Consider the following 20680-nt stretch of genomic DNA (forward strand, 5'->3'; position numbering starts at 1 on the left):
TCAGGCCAGGCCGTTCTCCGCCGCCCAGGCGCGCAGCTCGGCCTCCGCCTCCTCGCGCGTGAGCGGGCCGCGTTCCATGCGCAGGGCGAGCAGGTGCTTGTAGGCCTTCCCGACCTGCGGACCGGGCGGGATGCCGAGCAACCGCATGATCTCGTTGCCGTCCAGGTCCGGGCGGATGGCGTCGAGCGCCTCCTGCTCGCGCAGCTTGGCGATCCGATCCTCGAGGTTGTCGTAGCTGCGCTGCAGCGCGGCGGCGCGGCGCCGGTTGCGGGTGGTGCAGTCCGAGCGCACGAGCCGGTGCAGCCGCTCGAGCAGCGGACCGGCGTCGGTGACGTAGCGGCGCACGGCCGAGTCGGTCCACTCGCCGCCCGAGTACCCGTGGAAGCGCAGGTGCAGGAACACCAGCTGCGCCACGTCGTCGACGATCTGCTTGGGGTAGCGCAGCTCGCGCAGCCGCCTGCGGACCATCTTCGCGCCGACCACCTCGTGGTGGTGGAAGCTCACGCGGCCGTCGGGCTCCTTTCGCCTGGTGGCGGGCTTGCCGATGTCGTGCAGCAGCGCGGCGAGCCGGAGCACGAGGTCGGGGCCGTCGGTCTCCCGGCCGATCGCCTGCTCGAGCACCACGAGCGAGTGGGTGTAGACGTCCTTGTGCTGCATGTGCTCGTCGATCGCGAGGCGCATGGCGGGCACCTCGGGGAGCACGTGGTCGCACAGCCCCGTGTCGACCATCAGCTCGATCGCACGCCGCGGGTGCTTGCCGAGGATCAGCTTGCTGAGCTCGGCCTGCACGCGCTCGCGGGTGATGCGGGCCAGCTCGCCCGACATTTCCGTCATGGCGACTACAACCCGCGGCGTGGGGGTCAGGCCCAGCTGCGAGACGAACCGGGCGGCGCGCAGCATCCGCAGCGGGTCGTCGGCGAACGACTCCTCCGGGGCGGCCGGCGTGTCGAGGGTGCCCGCGGCGAGCGCGGCGAGCCCGCCGTGGGGGTCGACGAACCGCCGCTCGGGGCCAGTCAGCTCCACCGCCATCGCGTTCACGGTGAAGTCCCGCCGGACGAGGTCCTCCTCGATGGTGTCGCCGAAGCGCACCACCGGGTTGCGGGAAACGCGGTCGTACGCGTCGGCCCGGAACGTCGTGATCTCCACGGTGGTGCCGCGCCTGCGGGCACCGATCGTGCCGAAGGCGATGCCGGTGTCCCACACGGCGTCGGCCCAGCCCTCGACGATGCCGCGCACCGCCTCCGGCCGCGCGTCGGTGGTGAAGTCGAGATCCGAGACGTCCCGGCCGAGCAGGGCGTCACGGACGCTGCCGCCCACGAGGTAGAGGCGATGACCGGCGGCGGAGAACCGGGCCGCGAGTTCCTCGGCGACCGGGCCGACCGTGACCATCTGCACGACCGCATTCTCCTGGGCTCGCAGGAGTTCGCTGGGTGCGGCGTCGGAGGCGGGGGCGGGTGCGGACACGGCGCGCCAGTCTATGCGGCGCGAATCGGACGGGCGACGAGGATCCGCGGGACGCGGCGCGCGCGGCTCGTGGCGGCGATCGAGGCCTGTCGCTCGTTACCATCCCCACATGTCCTCATCCCGCGGCCGCTCCGGGGGGCGTCGCGGGAGTCGTCCAGCGGATCGCCGCCGCCGGCTGCGCACCGTCGACGAGACGTCGGCGGGTGGTCTCGTCGTCGACCACACCACCGGGGCCGCCGCCGTGATCGGCCGTCTCGACCGCAGGGGCCGCCTGTTGTGGTCGTTGCCGAAGGGGCACATCGAGGCCGGTGAGACGGCCGAGGAGGCGGCGGTGCGCGAGGTCGAGGAGGAGACCGGCATCATCGGCCGCGTGGTCGCACCGCTCGGCACGATCGACTTCTGGTTCGTCGCCGAGGACCGCCGCGTCCACAAGACCGTGCACCACTTCCTGCTCCAGGCGCTCGGCGGCGAGCTGTCCGACGACGACATCGAGGTCTCCGAGGTGGCGTGGGTCCCCCTCGACGAGCTGGAGGGACGCCTCGCGTACGCCGACGAGCGCCGTCTGATCAGGAGGGCCACCGAACTGCTGGAGGAATCCGCGTGAAGCCGGTCGCGACGCTCGTCGCGATCACCCTGCTGACGCTGGCCGGGCTGTTCGGCTCCGGTCCGGTACCCGGTGCGGCCGCGACTCCGGCGCCCGCCCGCGGGGAGCAGGTGGACGGGCCGCTGCGGCTGGAGCTCACGGAGATGTCCCCGCGGGTGGTCACCGCGAGCGGTTCCCCGAACCTCGAGGTCGCAGGCACCATCACCAACACCGGCCCGGACCCGGTGCGCGACCTGGCCATCCGGGTGCAGCGCGGCAACCCGCTCACCACCGAGGGCGCCGTGCGCGACGCACTGGACGGCACGGCGCGCACCGATGCGATCACCCCCCAGTTCCTGCCCCTCACCGGGGAGCTCGCGCCGGGGGAGCAGGTGCCGGTGCGGCTGACCCTCCCGCTGCGGGGCGCACCCGAGACCAGCCTGGCCCTGAACTCCACCGGCGTGCACGAACTGCTGGTGAACGTCAACGGGGCACCGGGGGACGGGCCGCGCGCCCGCCTGGCCGCCGTGCGCATGCTGCTGCCGGTGCTGTCGCTGCCGCCCGACCCGGAGGCCCCGGACCGCGTGCCGGAGGCCACCACGGGCGGGGCCACCCCGTTCGCCCTGCTCGTCCCGATCACCGACACGCCGCGCAGACTCGCCACGGTGCCCGGCGAGCCGACCCTGCTCACCGACGACGAGCTGGCCACCTCCTTCGCCCCCACCGGACGCCTCGGCGGGATGGTGGGCGCGCTTGCCCGCACCGCGCCGCCCGAGTCGCGGGTGCGCGAGGCGACGTGCCTCGCGATCGACCCGGATCTGGTGCAGACCGCGGCGCTGATGCGCAACACCGACGGCTACCAGGTGCGCGGCCCCGACGGCGTCCCCGTGCCCGGCACGGGTGCGGCGGCGGCAGGCGAGTGGCTCGACCAGCTCGCGTCCGTGGCGCGCGGGGGCTGCGTGATCGCGCTGCCGTACGCCGACGCCGACCTCGCGGCCCTCACCCGCGCCGGCATGCCCGACCTGGCCCGCTCCGCGATCACCGACGGCAGGCAGGTCCTGCAGGACATCCTGCAGACGCCGGTCGTGCCGGACGTCACCTGGCCGGTGGAGGGCGCGGTCGACGACGCGACGGCCGCCGTGGCCGCCGAGGCCGACGGTCGCTCGCTGCTGCTGTCCGCCGACGCCGTGGAGCAGGGGAACGTCACCCACGAGTCAGGCGTTCACCCGATCGCGGGTGGGCAGCGCACCCAGTTCACCGTGCTGACCGACCCGTTGCTCACCCGCGCGGCCGCAGGTCACGGCGACGCGCCGGGCCCCGACCTCGCCCCGGTGCGCGGCGCCTCGGCCCCCTCGGTGAGCCCGGCGGGCACGGCGAGCCCGCTCTCCACGCAGGACGTCATCGGCGCGCTCGCGTTCCGCGCCGGGGAACCGGGCGACGCCGCCCGCGCGGGCGGCGGGCCGCTCGTGCTCGCCCCACCGCACCAGTGGACGGCCGACGGCCCCGCCACCGCGGGGCTGCTCGGCGCGGTGGACCAGCTGCTCGACGCCGGGCGCATCGTGCCCCGCGGGCTCGACGACCTGATGGCCGTCGGACCCCCCACCGGCGCGGCCGCGCTGCCGATCACCTACCCGCTGCACGTGGGCGGGCGCGAGGTCACCGGGCCCGCGCTCGACGAGGTCCGCTCCACCGCGGCGCAGATCACCGACCTCGCCTCGGCCGCCGTGCCGAACGCGGGGGTCGGGGTGAGCCCCGACGAGGCGTTCACCCCGCTGCGGCGCGGCCTCCTGCGGCCGGTGTCCGCGGCGTGGCGCGACCGGCCGGACGACGCGCGGGCGGCCGCCGGCGAGCTCGCCGACCGCGTCGACACGTTGCGCGGCTCCGTCCGCGTGCTCGAACCACCGGGCCCGTACTCCCTCGCCACGTCCGACGCGCCCATCCTGATCACCGTGGCCAACGGGCTCCCGGTCACGGTGCGGGTGGACGTGGAGATCCTCCCGTCCTCGGGCCTGCGGGTGGCCCCGCTCGAACCGCAGGAGGTGCCGCCGCTGGGCAGGCGCCAGGTGCGGGTGAGCGCGGAGGTCACCCGGTCCGGGCAGTTCAGCGTGCAGGCGGCGGTGCGCACCCCGGACGGTGAGCTGCTCGGGCAGCCGAGCCGGTTGAAGGTGCGCTCCACGGCCTACGGCACCATCACCGTGTGGTTGACGGCGAGCGCGGGCATCCTCCTCGTGGTGCTGGCCGGCCGTCGGATCGTGCGGCGGATCCGCGGGGAACCGGGCAACCGGCCTCCTGGCCCGGGTCCGGATCCGGCACCCCCGCCGCCGCGTCCGCAGGCGGGCCCGCGCTCCCGCCACACCGGCGACCCTTTCCCGGACCCGCACGCCCCCACGGAGCGGCTCCCGAGGGTGCCGCCCCGCGGCGAGCGCCCGCCCCCCGGCCCACCCCGCGTCCCGAGCCCGTGACCGACCCGGCGCCGGACGACGCGATCACCGAGCGGATCCCGGTCGTTCCCGCGCCGCGGGCCGAGCCGTCGCTCGGCCGCTCGAGCAGCGTGATGGCGCTGGGCAGTCTGGCCAGCCGCGTGACCGGGTTCCTGCGGCAGGTCGCGCTCTTCACGGTGCTCGGCGCCACCGTGCTGAACGACTCGTACACGCTGTCGAACACGCTGCCGAACATCGTCTACGAGCTGCTCATCGGCGGCGCGCTGAGCAGCATGATGATCCCGCTGCTGGTGCGCGCCCAGCGCGAGGACCCCGACGGTGGGGAGGCCTACACCCGCAAGCTGATCACGCTCGCCGGCGCGGCGCTGCTGCTCGCCACGGCGGCCGGGCTGCTCGCCGCCCCGCTGCTGACCCGGCTGTACCTGGGCGGCCAGCCGAGCAGCACGGCCGACCCGGAACTCGCCACCACGCTCGCCTACATGCTCCTGCCGCAGATCTTCTTCTACGGCCTGGGGGCGCTGCTCGGCGCCGTGCTCAACAGCCGCGGGTCGTTCGGCGCGTTCGGCTGGGCACCGGTGCTGAACAACGTCGTGGTGCTCGCCGTGGTCGGGGTCTACCTCGTGGTGCCGGAGGAGGCGCAGCTCCTGGTGCTCGGTGTGGGCACCACGCTCGGCATCGCCGCGCAGACGCTCGTGCTGCTGCCCGCGGCCCGCCGGGTCGGGTTCCGGTACCGCCCGCAGTGGGGCTGGGACCCGCGGCTCACCAGGGCGGCGGGGCTGGGCGCGTGGGCGGTGGTCTACGTGCTGATCGGGCAGGCCGGGCTCGTCGTCACCACCCGGGTGGCCACGGGGTCCGACGCGGGCGCCTTCGCGATCTACACGAACGCGTGGTTGTTGCTGCAGGTCCCCTACGGCGTGCTCGGCGTCTCGCTGCTGACCGCGCTCATGCCGCGCATGTCCCGGGCCGCCGCGGAGGGCCGCACCGGCGACGTCGCCGCCGACCTCGGCCTGGGCGGCAGGCTCGCCTCGGTGCTGCTGGTGCCGATCTCGGTGCTGCTCACCGTGTTCGGCGGCGCGGTCGGGGTGGCGCTCTTCGGCCTGCGGGCAGGCAACCTCGACGGCGCGACGCAGCTGGGCGCCGCCCTCGCCGTGTCGGCGTTCGGCCTGCTGCCCTTCGCCTTCACGATGCTGCAGGCTCGGGTGTTCTACGCGCTCACGGCCCACCGAACCGCCACGTTCGTGCAGCTGTGCGTGGTCGTCACGAAGATCCCGCTGATGCTCGCCTGCCCGCTGCTGCTCCCCGCCGAGGACGTCGTCCTGGGCCTCTCGGCCGCCAACAGCGCCGCGTTCGTCGTGGGCGCGGTGATCGGCCAGCTGCTGCTGCGCAGGATGCTCGGCCGGGTCCCGACGGGTGTGGTTCTCGGCACAGCGGGCCGTTGCCTGCTGGCCGCCGCAGCAGGGATGCTGCTCGCCGCAGGGCTGATCGCGCTGCTCGCCGCCGGTCCCCTCGCCGGGCTGGCGCCGATCGCGCGGGCGTGGGCCGAGATCGGGGTCGCGATTGTGGTCGGCGGGCCGGTAACGGTGCTGGTCATGCGACTGATAGGGGTAGATGAGGTTCGAGTCGTTGGGGAGCGACTCGAACGGCTCGTCGACAGGGGGAAGTCTCGGCGCGGCACCGGCCGCTGACGTAGGCTCTGCCCCGGGCGAGGTGTGGTTCGCGAACGCTGGGGAGGGCGGAGCGGTGAGTGAGTTGGCGAGCCCACCGTCAGGTGCGGCCGCGCCCGAGGGATCGGCCGACACGGCGGCCCCCGTGGACACCACACCTCACGTTCCCGAGCAACAGCGGTCCGACGAGTCGTCGGACGGCCAGCCCACCGTGCGCACCACCCCGGCCGCCGACCTGCCCACCGCGCCCGCGGTGCCGCCGGTGCCGTCCGGCACCATCGCGGGCAGCCTGCTGGCCAGCCGCTACCGCCTGCGCACCCGGGTGGGCACCGACCCGGCGGCGTGCGCGGAGTTCTGGCGGGCCGAGGACACGATCCTGCGCCGCGACGTGGCGGTCACCGTGCTGCGCCGCCCCGCCCCCGGCGTGGTGCTCGGCGACGACCTCAGCGACACCGCCCGCGCCGAGCAGATGGTGGTGCGCGCGCTGCGCTCCGGCAGCTTCGAGCACAGCGGGTGCGCCCGGCTGCTCGACGTCCTCACCCCGGGCGCCGCGAGCCTGCCCGAGGACGTGCTCGGCGCCGCCGTCACCGAATGGGTCCCCGGCCGCAGCCTCGGCGAGGTGGTGGCCGACGGGCTGATCAAGCCACTCGCGGCGGCCCGGGCCGTCGCGCCGCTGGCCGCGGCCGCCGAGGCGGCCCACCGCCACGGCCTCGTGCTCGGCTGCGACCACCCGCAGCGCGTCCGCATCACACCCGACGGGCGCGCCCAGCTGTGCTTCGCGCTGCCCCGCCACGACGTCACCCCCGCCGACGACGTGCGCGGGCTCGGCGCCGTGCTCTACACGCTGCTCACCAGCCACTGGCCGCTGTCGTCCGCCGATGCCGCCCGGGCCGGTCTCTCCGCGGCCGAGCCCACGCCCGGCGGGGCGCTGCCGCCGCCGTCGGAGCTGCGGCCCGGGGTGCCGGTCGAGCTCGACACGCTCACCCACGGCACGCTCGGCCCCGACGGCGTCCCCGGGCACGTCCACACCGCCGCGGCCGTGCAGCGGCTGCTCACCGAGGTGGTGGCCGAGGACGACCGGATGGCGCTGTTCCCACCCGCCCACGACGGCGTGCCGTCCGCGCCGGGCGACGTGTGGCAGGACCGCGGCCGCACCGTCGCCCCCACCGACCCGCAACGCCGCCGCAAGATGACCATCGCCCTCACCGCGCTCGGCGCGGCGGTGCTGGTCGTCCTCGGCTACCTCGGCGTGCAACTCGGGGCCATGTTCGTCGACAACGGCGCCCCGCCGATCGTCGTCGAGGGCGAGCCGGTGCAGCCCGACCAGGCGCAGCCGCAGATCGCGCCGCCCCCGGCCGGTCCCACCGTCGGCGGTGTCGCCGTCGAGGTCTACGACCAGGGCGGCGATCCCGACAACGCCGATCGCGCGGCCCGCATCATCGACCACGACCCGGCCACGGCGTGGGGCACGTCCACCTACTACCAGCAGTTCCCCGCGTACCGGCCCGGCATCGGGATCATGGTGTCGTTCGCGTCGGCGGTGCAGCTGTCCGAGCTCACCATCGACTCGCCGAGCCGCGGCACCGTCGTGGAGATCCGCTCCGCCCCGTCCACCGACGCCACGCTGGCCGAGACCGAGAAGATCACCGAGGTCACGCTCGGCACCGGCCGCACCCCGGTGTCGCTGGACGGCAGCCAGCCCGTCGAGCACGTGCTGCTGTGGATCACCAAGCTGTCCGGCGGCGGCTCCGCGTACTCGAGCGAGATCGGCGAGGTCGAGTTCCGCCGCGCAGGCGCCTGAGGTCGCACGAGTTTCCCCGAACGCCCACGGGAGCTGGCCCCGCCGACCTACCCTCCGGACGTGGGGACGCCGAGCGACGCGGAGTTGCTCGCCGCCCACCGCGCAGGCGACCGGCACGCGTTCCGGGAGCTGGACGCGCGGTACCGCAACCGTCTGTGGGCGATCGCGCTGCGCACCCTGCACCACCCCGAGGACGCCGCCGACGTCGTGCAGGAGGCGCTCGTGGCCGCCCACCGCAACGCGGGGTCCTACCGCGGCGACGCGTCGGTGCGCACGTGGCTGCACCGCATCCTCGTCAACGCCTGCATCGACCGGATCCGCAGGGACAGCCGCCACCGGACGGTGCCGTTCCCCGAGGTCGAGCCCCGGGACCGCAGCCCCGACGTCGCCGCCGACGTCGTCACCCGGCTGTCCGTGGTGGAAGCGCTCGCCGAGCTGCCCGCCCACCAGCGGGTGGCCGTGGTGCTCGTCGACGTGCAAGGTTGGCCCCTCCACGAGGTGGCCGAGGTCCTGGAGGTCCCGGTCGGCACCGTGAAGAGCCGATGCGCACGCGGCAGGCTCCGCCTGAGCGCGCTGCTGGGGCACCTGCGGGAGGGGGAACGATGACCGAACCGCCCGAGCGCCCCTCCCTGCCCGCCGACCTACTCGCCGACCTGCACGCGGGCCTGATCGACCCCGCACGCGCCGCTGAAGTCCGGGCCGCCGCCGATCGCGACCCCGCCGCGCGGGCCGTGCTCGACGCATTGGACACCACCCGGGGCGAGCTGGGCGCTCTCGACGACCCCCCGGTCCCGGCGGAGTACGCCGCCCGCTGGGACGCCGCGCTCGCCGCCGAAGCGCCACCCGGGCGGGAGCCTGCGGCGCGCCGGCGGCGGGTCCGCCCCGCGCTCGTGGCCGCCGCCGCGCTCGCCGCGGCCGTCGTCGCCGGCGTGGTCCTGACCCCCCGGGAGCCCCCCGCGATGTCACTCGAGGGGGTGGACCTCGTGTCCGCGGGCCTCGACGTCCGGGGTGACTTCGACGTCGGCGACCTGGCCGACCCGGCACGGCGGGCGGGCTGCCTACGCGCCGTCGACGCCGGGGTGCCGCCCGAGGCGCCGCTGTTCGGCGGCCGCGACGTCGTCCTCCACGGGCAACCCGGCGTGCTCCTCCTGCTCGGCGGGGGTGGGCCCGGACGGCTGCACGTCGTCGTGGTCGCCCCCGGCTGCGGCCCGGACGGCGGAACCCTTCTCGGAGCTCGCCACATCGGCCGGTGACCCGCATCACTGCCGCAGGGCGGGGCTCGACCGCGGCGGAATGACCGGACCTGGGATGGTGTTGACGGCTGTACGCAACGAGGGAGGTACGCACCCGTGAGCAGCGATCGAGCGAGCGACGTTCGCGAAGTGATCATCGTCGGGTCGGGCCCGGCTGGTTACACCGCGGCGGTCTACGCAGCTCGTGCCCAGCTGAACCCCCTCGTCTTCGAGGGCACGCAGTTCGGCGGCGCTCTGATGACCACCACCGAGGTCGAGAACTACCCCGGCTTCGTCGACGGGATCATGGGCCCCGAGCTGATGGAGCAGATGCGCGGGCAGGCCAAGCGCTTCGGCGCCGAGCTGCGCGCCGAGGACGTGGAGCAGATCTCGCTCGAGGGCGAGATCAAGTCCGTCGTCGCCAACGGCGTCACCTACCGGTCCCGCGCCATCATCCTCGCGATGGGTGCAGCCGCCCGCTACCTGCACGTCCCCGGTGAGCAGAACCTGCTCGGCCGCGGGGTGAGCGCCTGTGCCACCTGCGACGGCTTCTTCTTCCGCGACAAGGACATCGCGGTGATCGGCGGCGGCGACTCGGCGATGGAGGAGGCCACTTTCCTCACGCGGTTCGCCCGCTCGGTCACCATCGTGCACCGCCGCGACGAGTTCCGGGCCTCGCGCATCATGCTCCAGCGCGCCAAGGACGACCCCAAGATGCGGTGGCGCACCAACGCCGAGGTCGTGGAGGTGCTCGGCGAGGGCAGCGTCTCCGGCCTGCGGCTGCGCGACACGCAGACCGGAGAGGAGTCGGTGCTCGACGTCAGCGGCATGTTCGTCGCGATCGGGCACGACCCCCGCAGCGAGCTCGTCAAGGACGTGCTCGCCACCGACGAGAACGGCTACGTCAAGGTCGAGTCGCCGAGCACCCGCACGGCCATCCCGGGCGTGTTCGCCGCGGGCGACCTGGTCGACCACACCTACCGGCAGGCCATCACCGCCGCCGGCTCCGGGTGTGCCGCGGCCATCGACGCCGAGCGCTGGCTCGCCGAGGCCCCGGTGCCCAGCGAGCTCGTCGGTGGTGGCTACGGCAGTTCGTCCGAGCAGGTCGCGGCCGTCACCGGCTGAGACAGAAGTCATCAGGTAGTTCAGGGAACGGAGTACACATGGCCAACACCGTCGAGGTCACCGACGCCTCGTTCGAGAGCGCCGTCCTCAAGAGCGACAAGCCCGTCGTGGTCGACTTCTGGGCCACCTGGTGCGGGCCGTGCAAGATGGTCGCACCCGTCCTCGACGAGATCGCCGGGGAGAACAAGGACAAGGTCACCGTCGCGAAGCTCGACATCGACGCCAACCCCGCCACGGCGCGCGACTACCAGGTGATGTCGATCCCCACGATGATCGTGTTCAAGGACGGCAAGCCGGTGAAGCAGATCGTCGGCGCCAAGCCCAAGGCCGCGCTGCTCTCGGACCTGGCCGACTACCTCGCCTGACGGTTCACACACGCCGAGACCCCGCTCCGGTCCGCCGGGGCGGGGTCTCGGCTTATCACGACACGAACACGACCGGACACGGCCCGCTGTCCGCGCGTCGCCCCCCGGCAGGGCACAATGGTTCGGGCCCGGATCGGGGGCGGGCGGTCCGAGAACGGCAAGCCACGACAGCGAGCGAGGGGTGCATGCAGCTGCTGCGCCGAGGTGACAGCGGTCCGGGTGTCGTCGAGATCCGGTCCACGCTGCGACGGTTCGGTCTGCTGCCCGCGGCCGCCGCGCACGGTCTGCACGAGGACGTCTTCGACGCCGACGTCGAGCAGGCGGTGCGCGCGTTCCAGCAACAGCGGGGTCTCATCACCGACGGGATCGTCGGCCCGGCCACCTACCGCGCGCTGCGCGAGGCCGGATGGCAGCTGGGCGACCGGATGCTCGCCCTCATGATCTCCGCCCCGATGAGCGGCGACGACGTCGTCGCGCTGCAGGAGCGCCTCCTCGAGCTCGGGTACGACCCGGGCCGCCCGGGTGGGGTGTTCGACGAGCAGACCGAGGCCGCGCTGAAGAAGTTCCAGCGCGAGTACGGCCTCGTGCCCGACGGGCTGTGCGGTCCGGCCACGCTCCGGTCGCTGCGCCAGCTCGGCCGCAAGGTCACCGGCGGCAGGCCGCGGCTGCTGCGCGAGCAGGAGCTGCTGCGCCAGGCCGGCCCGCGGCTGCGCGGCAAGCGCATCGTGGTCGACCCGGGGCACGGCGGCCCGGACCGCGGCGTCGTCGCCGCCGGGGTGGCCGAGGCCGACATCGTGTGGGACATGGCCCGCCGGCTCGTCGGCCGGATGACGGCCACCGGGATGGACGCGATGCTGTCCCGCCAGGAGGACACCTGTCCCAGCGAGACGGAGCGGGCGGAGTTCGCCAACGGCGCGGGCGCCGACCTCGTGCTGTCCCTGCACACCGACGCCAACCGGAGCATGCACGCGCAGGGCCTCGCCACGTTCCACTTCGGCAACGGGTCCGGCGCCACCTCCACGGTGGGGGAGGCGCTCGCGGGCTTCATCCAGCGCGAGCTGCTCATCCGCACCGGGCTGCAGGACTGCCGCACCCAGGCCCGCACCTGGGAGCTGCTGCGGCTCACCCGGATGCCCACGGTGCGGGTGGAGATCGGCTACCTCACGCACATCGGCGACCGGCGCAGGCTGCTCGACCCGGCGTTCCGCGACATCGTGGCCGAAGGCATCCTCGTGGCCGTCAAACGCCTGTACCTGCTCGGCCAGGACGATCAGCCCACCGGCACGTTCACCTTCTCCGACGTGCTCGCCCGCGAGCTGGAACGCGGCGGCGCCCAGGCGATCTGAGAGCCCGGGCAGCCCGGGCCCGCGCCCTCCGGGCGCGCTCGGTGCTGCGCAGCGCTCAGATGGCCGTACAGGAGCCTCTGAACGGGCTGCTGAGGGCCGCTCCGGAGCGGGTGGGTACCGAACGCGCCGGCTCGGACCGCACCCCTCCTGCCTGCATCGGGATGGTGATCGTGCCGAGGAGCTGCTCCAGCGCCGCCTCGACGTCTTCCTTCCACGTCATCGCCGACCGCAGTTCCATGCGCAGGCGGGGGAAGCGCGGGTGGGGACGGATGGTCTTGAAGCCCACCGCCCGGAGGAAGTCGGCCGGGATCAGGCACCCCGGCTCGGACCCGGGTCGCTGCTCCCCGAACACCTCGATCGCCTTGACCCCGCGCCGGGTGAGGTCGCGCACCACCGCCTGGGCGAGCATCCGCCCGAGCCCCTCACCCGAGAACTCGGGCAGCACCTGCATGGTGGTGAGCAGGACCGCGTCGGCGCTCACGGGGCCGGTGGGCATCTCGGCCGCCCGCGGCACCGCCGACGGCGGCGCGTAGATCACGTAACCCGCGGGCGCCCCGGCCATGTAGACCACGCGGCCACAGGAGCCCCACTCGAGCAACACCTCGGAGACCCAGGCCTCCTTCTCCAGCTCCGTGGAGCCGAAGTCGACAGCCCGCTTGCCGAGGGTCTCGGACAGCTCCCAGAAGACGCACCGCCTGCACCGTTTGGGCAGGTCATCCAAATTGTCGAGGGTGAGCGCCGCCACATGCCAGGACAAACCAACCTCCGGCGGCGAGGAGCCATCGCGAATTCGGACATACGGCGCCCGCGCGCCGACCCGACGACGATAGATCGGTCCAGCCCGGAAGGACACCCCGACTGCTGCGACCGGCGTTCCCACCACGACGATCGGTCGCAGGTTCCCCCATTCCGGCTACCGCCCGGAGTGGCCTTCATGACGACCGCGGCCGGCGGCGCACCCCCACCCCATAGACTCGGAGATCCCGTCGCAGAGGATCCGGGAGGTCCACCGTGCCGCAGCCGGCCACGCCCCCACCGCCGTTCGACGCCGTGCCCGCGGGCGCACAGGCGGCAGCGGCAGCGGGCGCGCCGCTGCCGGTCCGCCCCGCCGAACGGTTCGCCGCACGCACGGCCGGCATGACCGCCTCCGAGATCCGGGCACTCTTCGCGGTGGCGAGCCGCCCCGAGGTCGTCTCCCTGGCCGGTGGCATGCCCAACCTCGCCGCACTCCCGCTCGACGCGCTCGCCGCCGAGGTGGGCCACCTCGTCGCCCGCGACGGGCAGGTCGCCCTGCAATACGGCTCCGCCCAGGGCGTGCCGGCCCTGCGCGAGCAGATCTGCGCGGTGATGGCGCTCGAGGGCATCCGCGCCGACCCCGACGACATCGTCGTCACCGTCGGCTCCCAGATGGCGCTCGACCTCGTCACGCGCATCTACTGCGACCCCGGCGACGTCTTGCTCGCCGAGGGCCCGTCCTACGTCGGCGCGCTCGGCAGCTTCGCCGCGTACCAGGCGCGCGTCGTGCACGTCGCGATGGACGAGCACGGCCTCGTGCCCGAGCTGCTCCGCGACGCGCTGCGCTCGCTGGCCGCCGAGGGCGTCACCCCCAAGTTCCTCTACACGATCCCGAACTTCCACAACCCCGCCGGCGTCACGCTCGCCGTCGAGCGCCGTGCGGAGGTGCTCGAGATCTGCGCCTCGTACGGCGTCGCCGTCGTGGAGGACAACCCGTACGGGCTGCTGGGGTTCAGCGGCCGCACCTATCCGGCGCTGCGCTCCATGGACCGCGACGTCGTGTACCTCGGGTCGTTCTCGAAGACGTTCGCGTCCGGGCTGCGCGTCGGCTGGGCGCTCGTGCCGCCCGCGGTGCGCGACCGGCTCGTGCTCGCCGCGGAGTCGGCGGTGCTGTGCCCGCCGAACTTCACGCAGATGATCGTGTCGCGCTACCTCGCGGCGCACGACTGGCGCAGCCAGATCAAGAGCTACACCGAGGCGTACCGCGAACGGCGTGACGCGATGCTCGACGCGCTCGACGCCCACATGCCCGAAGGTTGCACGTGGAACGTGCCCGACGGCGGCTTCTACGTCTGGCTAACCGTGCCCGACGGCGTCGACACCAAGGCGATGCTGCCGCGCGCGGTCACGGCGCGCGTCGCGTACGCGTCCGGCACCGGCTTCTACGCCGACGGGTTCGGCAGCCGGCAGCTGCGGATGTCCTACTGCTACCCCACCCCCGAACGCATCACCGAGGGAGTGCGCCGGCTGGCCGGCGTGATCGAGGCGGAGATGGACGTCATGCGCACTTTCGGCAGCCCGGCGCGTCCGGCGCTCGGCGGGGGACCGCAGGCGCCGAGCCCGCACACCCCCTGACCGTCGGTGATCGAACGCAGCGTGGTCGTGCTCGCGGGAGGCCTCTCCCACGAGCGCGACGTCTCCCTGCGGTCCGGCCGGCGGCTCGCCACCGCGCTCCGTGACGCCGGGGCCGAGGTGCGCGAGCTCGACGTCGACGGCTCGCTCGTCGCGCAGCTGCGCAGCGACCCTCCCGACGCGGTGGCGATCGCGCTGCACGGGGGAGAAGGGGAGAACGGCTCGGTGCAGGCCGTGCTCGAACTCCTCGGCATCCCGTTCGTCGGCACACCCGCGCGGGCGTGCCGTCGGGCGTGGGACAAGCCGACCGCGAAGGCCGAGCTCGCCGGGGCCGGCCTCGACACCCCCGACTGGGTCGCGCTGCCGCACACCACGTTCCGTGCGCTCGGGGCACAGGCGGTCCTCGACGCGATGGTCGACCGGCTCGGCCTCCCGCTGATGCTCAAGCCCGACCAGGGTGGCTCCGCGCTCGGGGCGCAGGTTGTCGGCGAACGCGCCGACCTCCCCGCGGCGATGGTCAGCTGCCTCGCCTACTCCGACACGGTGCTCGCGGAACGCTTCGTCCGCGGCACCGAGGTCGCTGTCACGGTGGTCGACGACGGCGTCCTGCGCGCGCTGCCCCCCGTCGAGATCGACACCAGGGGAGGCGTCTACGACTACACCGCGCGCTACACGCCTGGCACCGTCTCGTTCCACTGCCCGGCGCGCCTCGACGAGTCGGTCCTCGCCCGGCTCGAGGAGACGGCGGTCGCCGCACACCAGCTCCTCGGTCTCCGGGACGTGTCGCGCATGGACGCGGTCGTTGACCCGGACGGCCGTGTCCAGGTCCTCGAGGTGAACGTCTCGCCCGGCCTCACCGAGACCTCCCTGCTCCCCGTCGCGGCCCACGCCGCGGGGATGGAGGTGGGGGAGCTCTACGCCGCGCTCGTCGAGCGCGCCATCACGCGGCGGTGTTTCACGTGAAACACGGCGGCCCGACCACCTGAGCCACGGCCGCTGTTTCACGTGAAACATCGCGGACGGCTCCACCCACAGCGCAGGTCGCGGCCGAGGGCCGCAGCGGTGCGGCGCGCCTGACGTGCGAACGGCCCTCTCGTCCGATAGAGCGGTACAAGGGTGCCGTTCGTACGGTCGTCGGCTGGGCGCGCGACATGCCGGCTGCAGTCGCTACGCCACGGTGGATCGCTTGCTGGTTTCTGTCCGCGGAGCCGGCGCGCCGACCGCAGGCGATGCATGGTCCACCGAGAGCTGGCCACCCCAGGCTGCTCACACAGAGGCGGTGGCGCCGGCACACCGGTTGCAGTCGGTGTGCGAGCGTGAGAGCGGTGCGCCACCGTCGGGAACCGCGTGCCCGGCCGCCCCGCAGCGTCCTCGACCCGGCACCCAGTGGCGGCCGAGGCACGGCGCGGCCGCTCACACATCGGCGCTGGTGCTGGCACACCAGTTGCAGTCGATGTGCGAGCACGACGAGCGGTGCGCCGGGCCGGGGTGATCGCCCGGATCACTTTGAGTCGGGCCACGCCGCGGACCCTGTGCGGCACGAAGCACGCCGCCCCAGCGACCCACCGGCGCCGGGCGGGCACCAGTCGCAGTCGATGTGCCACCGCAGCAACAGGTGCGCGCGCACCGGGATGCTCACCCAGCCCCCGAAGTCCACACCCACCGCAGTCGGAGCGAGCCCCCAGACGCCGCCCCCACTCCTGACACACGCGGTTCTGCCCGCACACTGTCATGCGCCGGCGGGCTCGCCCCGTAGCGACCTCGACGTCGGTACACGCACCGCCGGCCAGTCCGCTCGCACATGGACCGTGGTGCTCGCACACCAGCTGCAATCGGTGTGCCGACACCGGGCCGCTCGCCCGCGCCGAATGGAGCCCACGCCCACCACAGCGATGCCGGCACCGAGAACGACGCCCTCAGCCTGCTGACGGACGAGCTGCGGTGCTCGCACACCCCGGGGAAGCCGTCGCCGGGCCGCTCCACAGCGATCTCGCCGGCTCCCAGTCGCGGGTGAAGCTCGGGCGCCACCGGACCGCGGGGGCGGCCAGGACTGCCGCCCCACGCCACGCCACTCACACATCGGCCCTTGTGCTCGCACACCAGTGGCAGTCGGCGTGCCACCGCAGCAGACGGTGTGCCCACACCGGGATGCTCGCCCGGAGCCCGCCTCGGCCGCAGCCGATGAGCGGCCACCACGAACGGCGCCATCCTCGGGACGCTGCCGCCCGGCTACTCACACATCGACACCGAGCGGCGCGCGCACCGGCTCCACCAACGGTTCGTGCCTGGTGCGCGCCGCCGGCGCGCGGCCGCTCCCTCCACGCGGAGGGCGAGCGGACTGCCGTGGGCCTCGCAGCAGGCACAGCGGGTTCACTACGCCTGGCCGGGTCGGCCGCGGCCACCTCCACCGCGGTGCGTGTCGCTCCACGAGCAGTTCGGGGCGCTCGGAGTCTTCGCCTCCCGGTCCGACCTCCGCGATCTCGATGCCGGACACCGGTAGGTCGAGATGCACGCACCACACCGCAAGCCGGCCGCAACGGCCGCCGACCGGGCCACTCACACATCGCCATTGATGCCGGCACACCAATTGCAGTCGGTGTGCCAGCACCACAAGCGGTGTGCCAGGAACCGGGATGCCAGTGCGCCCCGGCGCCCAAGAGTCTTTTGCCATCCGCTCGGCGTGCCGCGCCACCCACGATGCCGCGACTCGAGCGGCCGACTGCCGTCCGCGGCTGTCGCGCACCGATGCGATCGCTGTGGCGGCGACATCAACGACGTGCATCTCCGGGCCGTAGCCGACCGGCCCGCTCACGCATCGATCCCTGGCGCCTGCACACGGCGGCGCCCCTGCGCAGGTCGGACTGGTCAACGGTTCCGGTTTGGCGTCGCCCCAGTGGGCCGAACAGCCGCACTGCGCGTCGTGGCGGGGTGTTTCACGTGAAACACCGCGCCCTTTCGACCAAATCCTCGCTTTGCTGCCCGAGAGCCCCGGAGAGGGGATGTGGCTCGTCCCGGCCCCATCACCCGAGCGCGGTCCAGCCGACCACTTCTCGGCGACCTCAGGGCGCCCTGAGAGCCGTTCTGCGGCGCCGAATGATCGTGCGCGGGTCCGGAGATCAGTCCTGCGAGGGGTTCATCAGCCGCGCGATCCGCTCGAGGTCCTCCACCGAACCGAACTCGACCACGATGCGCCCCTTGCGCTGACCGAGCTCGACCTTCACGCGGGTGTCGAACGTGTCGGACAGCCGCTCGGCGAGATCCTGCAGCCCCGGCGCCTGCATCGGCTTGCGCCGGTTCGGCTTCGCGGCCGAGGTGGGGGAGTCGCGCCGAAGGAGGACGACCGCCTCCTCCGTGGCGCGCACCGACAGACCCTCGGCCACGATGCGGGCGGCGAGGTCCTCCTGCTTGCCCGGGTCCTCGACGCCGAGCAGCGCTCGGGCGTGCCCGGCGGACAGCACGCCCGCCGCCACCCGTCGCTGCACGGAGACCGGCAGCTTCAGAAGCCGGATCGTGTTGGTGACGACGGGGCGGCTGCGGCCGAGGCGGTCGGCGAGCTCGGTCTGGGTGACCCCGAACTCCTCGAGCAGCTGCTCGTACGCGGCTGCCTCGTCGAGGGGGTTCAGCTGAACGCGGTGGATGTTCTCCAGCAGCGCGTCGCGCAGCATGGCGTCGTCGCCGGTCTGCCGGACGATCGCCGGCAGCCTGCTGAGGCCGGCGCGCTGCGCGGCCCGCCAGCGCCGCTCGCCCATGACGAGCTCGTAGGAGCCCGGGGCGACCTCCCGCACCACGATCGGCTGGAGCAGACCGAACTCACGGATCGAGTGCTCCAGCTCGGCGAGCGCCTCCTCGTCGAACTGCGTGCGGGGCTGCTTCGCGTTCGGCTGGACGGCGGCGAGGTCGATCTCGCGGTACACCGCGCCGCCGACGGCGACGGGCGCGGCCGACGGTGGCTCGGAGGCCCGCTCCGGCCCGCGTGGCGTGCTGGGGGAGGGGATGGTCGGTCCCGGCACCACCGACGTCGCGCGGCTGGCCGTGCCCGGGCTCGTGGTGCCCGCACCGTCGGCCTGGGCCGGTGCGGTGGGGATGAGCGCGGCAAGTCCGCGCCCCAGCCCGCCCTTCCGCTGCGGGGCGGACTTCTGGGCCGTGGGGCGCGTCGATGGCGCCTCGCGCTCAGGCATGTGCGGCTACCGCCCGTCCTGGTCCGGCGGCACGGGCATCTCCGCGCCACGCTCGGCGATCTCGCGGGCTGCGTCGACGTAGCTCATCGCGCCGCGTGAGCCCGGATCGTAAGCCAGCACGGTCTGGCTGTATCCGGGCGCTTCGGAGACCTTCACGCTGCGGGGGATCACCGTGCGCAGCACCGTGTTGCCGAAGTGGCTCCGCACCTCGCTGGTGACCTGGTCGGCGAGCTTCGTGCGGCCGTCGTACATGGTGAGCAGGATGGTCGAGACGTGCAGCTTGGTGTTGAGGTGGGCCTGCACGAGGTCGATGTTGTTGAGGAGCTGGCCGAGCCCCTCGAGCGCGTAGTACTCGCACTGGATCGGGATCAGCACCTCGTCGGCCGCCACGAGCGCGTTGACCGTGAGCAGGCCGAGCGAGGGCGGGCAGTCGACGAAGACGTAGTCGACGTCGAGCTCGTCCAGCGCCTCGCGGGACAGCGCCTGGCGCAGCCGGTTCTCCCGGGCCACCATGCTGACGAGTTCGATCTCCGCGCCGGCCAGGTCGATGGTGGCGGGGACGCACAGGAGGTTGGGCGAGGCCGTGCTCTCCGCAGCGGCCTCCGCCAGCCGGATCTCGCCCAGGAGCGCCTCGTACACCGACGGCGTGCCCAGCCGGTGGTCCACACCGAGGGCGGTGCTGGCGTTGCCCTGCGGGTCCAGATCGATCACCAGCACCCTGACGCCGTGCATCGCCAGCGCCGCGGCGATGTTGACGGTGCTCGTGGTCTTCCCGACCCCGCCCTTCTGGTTGGCGACGGTCAGCAACCTCCGGTGGCTGGGGCGCGGCATCCGATAGCGGTCGGGGTGCAGGACCCGCGCAGCACGCGCAGCTTCCTCCGCGATCGGCGTCCATCCGGGTGTTTCACGTGAAACATGGTCAGGGGAGATCTCGTACTGGGACACCTTGAACGTCACGCCCGCCCTCTCCTGCGCGCCGCGCGGGCCGGGGCACCGGCTACCCGCTCGACGACCACCACCGTGCTCGGTGGATCGATGATCCCCGACCCGCACCGTTCGATCCGGGGGACTCCGCCGCCGAGCCGTCGCACGGCCGCAGTGTCCCGCTCCACCTCGTCTGCCGCGCCCGCGCCCTTGATCGCGAGCATGGACCCGCCGGGCCGGAGCAGCGGCAGGCACCAGCCGGCGAGGCGGGCCAGTGGCGCGACGGCGCGAGAGGTCACCACGTCGGCCCCCTCCCATCGCCGCCGCACGACATCTTCCTCGGCTCGGCCCCGCTCCACCTCCACCGCCACGCCGAGATCGGCGATCACCTCTCGCAACCACTCGACTCGACGAGCGAGAGGTTCCACGAGAACGATGTGGGCGTCGGGCAGGGCCAACGCCAACGGTATCCCGGGAAGGCCCGCTCCCGAACCCACATCCACGATTCGGGCGCCGTCCGGCACCAGCACGGCGACGACCGCGCAGTTGAGGACATGGCGTTCCCAGACGCGATCGGCCTCACGCGGGCCGACGAGCCCGCGCTCGACACCGGAGGTGGCGAGGTGTTCGGCGTACCGCCGGGCGAGCGGCAGCCGCTCGCCGAAGACGGTGGTGTCCCGGTCCGCTCCCGCGGGGTCCGGATCAGGCACTGCGGAAGATGACGACCTGCCGGCGCGGCTCCTCGCCCTCGCTCTCGCTCGCCACACCCTTGATCTTGGCGACGGCGTCGTGCACGACCTTGCGCTCGAACGGGGTCATCGGGCGCAGGCGCACGGACTCCCCGCTCTCGAGCACCTCGGTGGCCGTGCGGGTGCCCAGCGCCGTGAGCTCGTCGCGGCGCCCCTCCCGCCAGCGCGCGATGTCGAGCATCAGCCTGCTGCGGTTGCCCGACACCTGCTGCACGGCCAGGCGGGTGAGCTCCTGGAGCGCCTCGAGCACCGCGCCCCGGTCGCCGACCAGCTTGTCGAGGTCCTCGCCACCGTCGATGCTGACGATCGCGCGGCCGGCCTCGACGTCCAGGTCGATGTCGCCGTCGTAGTCCAGGATGTCCAGCAGCTGCTCGAGGTAGTCGCCTGCGATGTCGCCCTCGCGCATCAGCTGGTCCTCGGCGGAGGTGGCCCCGTCCTGCG

Annotated in this window: 17 protein-coding genes; 11 read left to right on the plus strand and 6 right to left on the minus strand. The window is 73.6% G+C overall.

The features are described 5' to 3' along the window. Complete coding sequence (locus ACFPL3_RS07210; RefSeq protein ID WP_343940864.1) at window positions 1–1464, minus strand: CCA tRNA nucleotidyltransferase; 1464 nt, start codon at window positions 1462–1464, stop codon at window positions 1–3. Window positions 1465–1573: 109 nt separating this feature from the next. Between ACFPL3_RS07210 and ACFPL3_RS07215 the strand changes: the two genes are divergently transcribed. From ACFPL3_RS07215 to ACFPL3_RS07255, 9 genes are all read left to right on the plus strand, one after another. After that, window positions 1574–2068 carry an NUDIX domain-containing protein gene (locus tag ACFPL3_RS07215; protein ID WP_343940865.1) on the plus strand — a complete coding sequence of 165 codons (495 nt, stop codon included), beginning with the start codon at window positions 1574–1576 and terminating at the stop codon, window positions 2066–2068. Further along, window positions 2065–4509: a DUF6049 family protein gene (locus ACFPL3_RS07220; RefSeq protein WP_343940866.1), complete on the plus strand. Its 2445-nt coding sequence runs from the start codon at window positions 2065–2067 to the stop codon at window positions 4507–4509. Before ACFPL3_RS07215 ends, ACFPL3_RS07220 begins: the two co-directional genes overlap by 4 nt. After that, window positions 4506–6173 carry a murein biosynthesis integral membrane protein MurJ gene (murJ, locus tag ACFPL3_RS07225; protein ID WP_343940867.1) on the plus strand — a complete coding sequence of 556 codons (1668 nt, stop codon included), beginning with the start codon at window positions 4506–4508 and terminating at the stop codon, window positions 6171–6173. Before ACFPL3_RS07220 ends, murJ begins: the two co-directional genes overlap by 4 nt. Window positions 6174–6297: 124 nt before the next feature. Further along, a complete protein-coding gene (locus tag ACFPL3_RS07230) occupies window positions 6298–7953 on the plus strand; it encodes a protein kinase family protein (protein ID WP_343940868.1) in 1656 nt (551 codons plus the stop codon). Window positions 7954–8013: 60 nt separating this feature from the next. Then, window positions 8014–8559, plus strand: coding sequence for an RNA polymerase sigma factor SigM (sigM, locus tag ACFPL3_RS07235; protein ID WP_343940869.1), 546 nt, complete (start codon window positions 8014–8016; stop codon window positions 8557–8559). Then, the gene (locus ACFPL3_RS07240; protein ID WP_379588610.1) at window positions 8556–9206 is read left to right on the plus strand and encodes a hypothetical protein; all 651 of its coding nucleotides are present in this window, start codon (window positions 8556–8558) and stop codon (window positions 9204–9206) included. The genes sigM and ACFPL3_RS07240 overlap by 4 nt, the downstream gene beginning before the upstream one ends. Window positions 9207–9302: 96 nt before the next feature. Continuing rightward, on the plus strand, window positions 9303–10310 hold the full coding sequence (gene trxB, locus ACFPL3_RS07245) for a thioredoxin-disulfide reductase (protein WP_343940870.1): 1008 nt from the start codon (window positions 9303–9305) through the stop codon (window positions 10308–10310). A 38-nt stretch (window positions 10311–10348) separates the two neighbouring features. Further along, a complete protein-coding gene (gene trxA / locus ACFPL3_RS07250; RefSeq protein ID WP_075952539.1) occupies window positions 10349–10675 on the plus strand; it encodes a thioredoxin in 327 nt (108 codons plus the stop codon). Between the two features lie 185 nt (window positions 10676–10860). Beyond that, window positions 10861–12021, plus strand: a complete 1161-nt coding sequence (locus ACFPL3_RS07255) for an N-acetylmuramoyl-L-alanine amidase (RefSeq protein WP_343940871.1) — start codon at window positions 10861–10863, stop codon at window positions 12019–12021. A 55-nt stretch (window positions 12022–12076) separates the two neighbouring features. Here the strand turns inward: ACFPL3_RS07255 and ACFPL3_RS07260 are convergent, their stop codons facing one another. After that, window positions 12077–12778, minus strand: a complete 702-nt coding sequence (locus ACFPL3_RS07260) for a GNAT family N-acetyltransferase (protein ID WP_343940872.1) — start codon at window positions 12776–12778, stop codon at window positions 12077–12079. Window positions 12779–13071: 293 nt separating this feature from the next. Here ACFPL3_RS07260 and ACFPL3_RS07265 point away from each other — a divergent pair, with 293 nt between their 5' ends. Continuing rightward, window positions 13072–14391, plus strand: coding sequence for an aminotransferase-like domain-containing protein (locus ACFPL3_RS07265; RefSeq protein WP_379588772.1), 1320 nt, complete (start codon window positions 13072–13074; stop codon window positions 14389–14391). Between the two features lie 6 nt (window positions 14392–14397). Beyond that, complete coding sequence (locus ACFPL3_RS07270) at window positions 14398–15351, plus strand: D-alanine--D-alanine ligase family protein (protein WP_343940873.1); 954 nt, start codon at window positions 14398–14400, stop codon at window positions 15349–15351. Between the two features lie 2153 nt (window positions 15352–17504). Here ACFPL3_RS07270 and ACFPL3_RS07275 read toward each other — a convergent pair. The 4 genes from ACFPL3_RS07275 to ACFPL3_RS07290 are packed head-to-tail and all read right to left on the minus strand — an operon-like array spanning window position 17505 to window position 20645. Beyond that, window positions 17505–18566 (minus strand): ParB/RepB/Spo0J family partition protein, encoded by a 1062-nt coding sequence (locus tag ACFPL3_RS07275; protein ID WP_343940874.1) that lies wholly within the window; start codon window positions 18564–18566, stop codon window positions 17505–17507. Between the two features lie 6 nt (window positions 18567–18572). Next, entirely contained in the window at window positions 18573–19496 is a 924-nt protein-coding gene (locus ACFPL3_RS07280; protein ID WP_343940907.1) for a ParA family protein, read from the minus strand. A gap of 23 nt (window positions 19497–19519) precedes the next feature. Beyond that, a complete protein-coding gene (gene rsmG, locus ACFPL3_RS07285) occupies window positions 19520–20200 on the minus strand; it encodes a 16S rRNA (guanine(527)-N(7))-methyltransferase RsmG (RefSeq protein ID WP_343940875.1) in 681 nt (226 codons plus the stop codon). Then, on the minus strand, window positions 20193–20645 hold the full coding sequence (locus ACFPL3_RS07290) for a Jag family protein (protein WP_343940908.1): 453 nt from the start codon (window positions 20643–20645) through the stop codon (window positions 20193–20195). Before ACFPL3_RS07290 ends, rsmG begins: the two co-directional genes overlap by 8 nt. Window positions 20646–20680: the final 35 nt, after the last annotated feature.

This window comes from Pseudonocardia zijingensis, from assembly GCF_042657305.1.
Lineage (GTDB): Bacteria > Actinomycetota > Actinomycetes > Mycobacteriales > Pseudonocardiaceae > Pseudonocardia > Pseudonocardia zijingensis.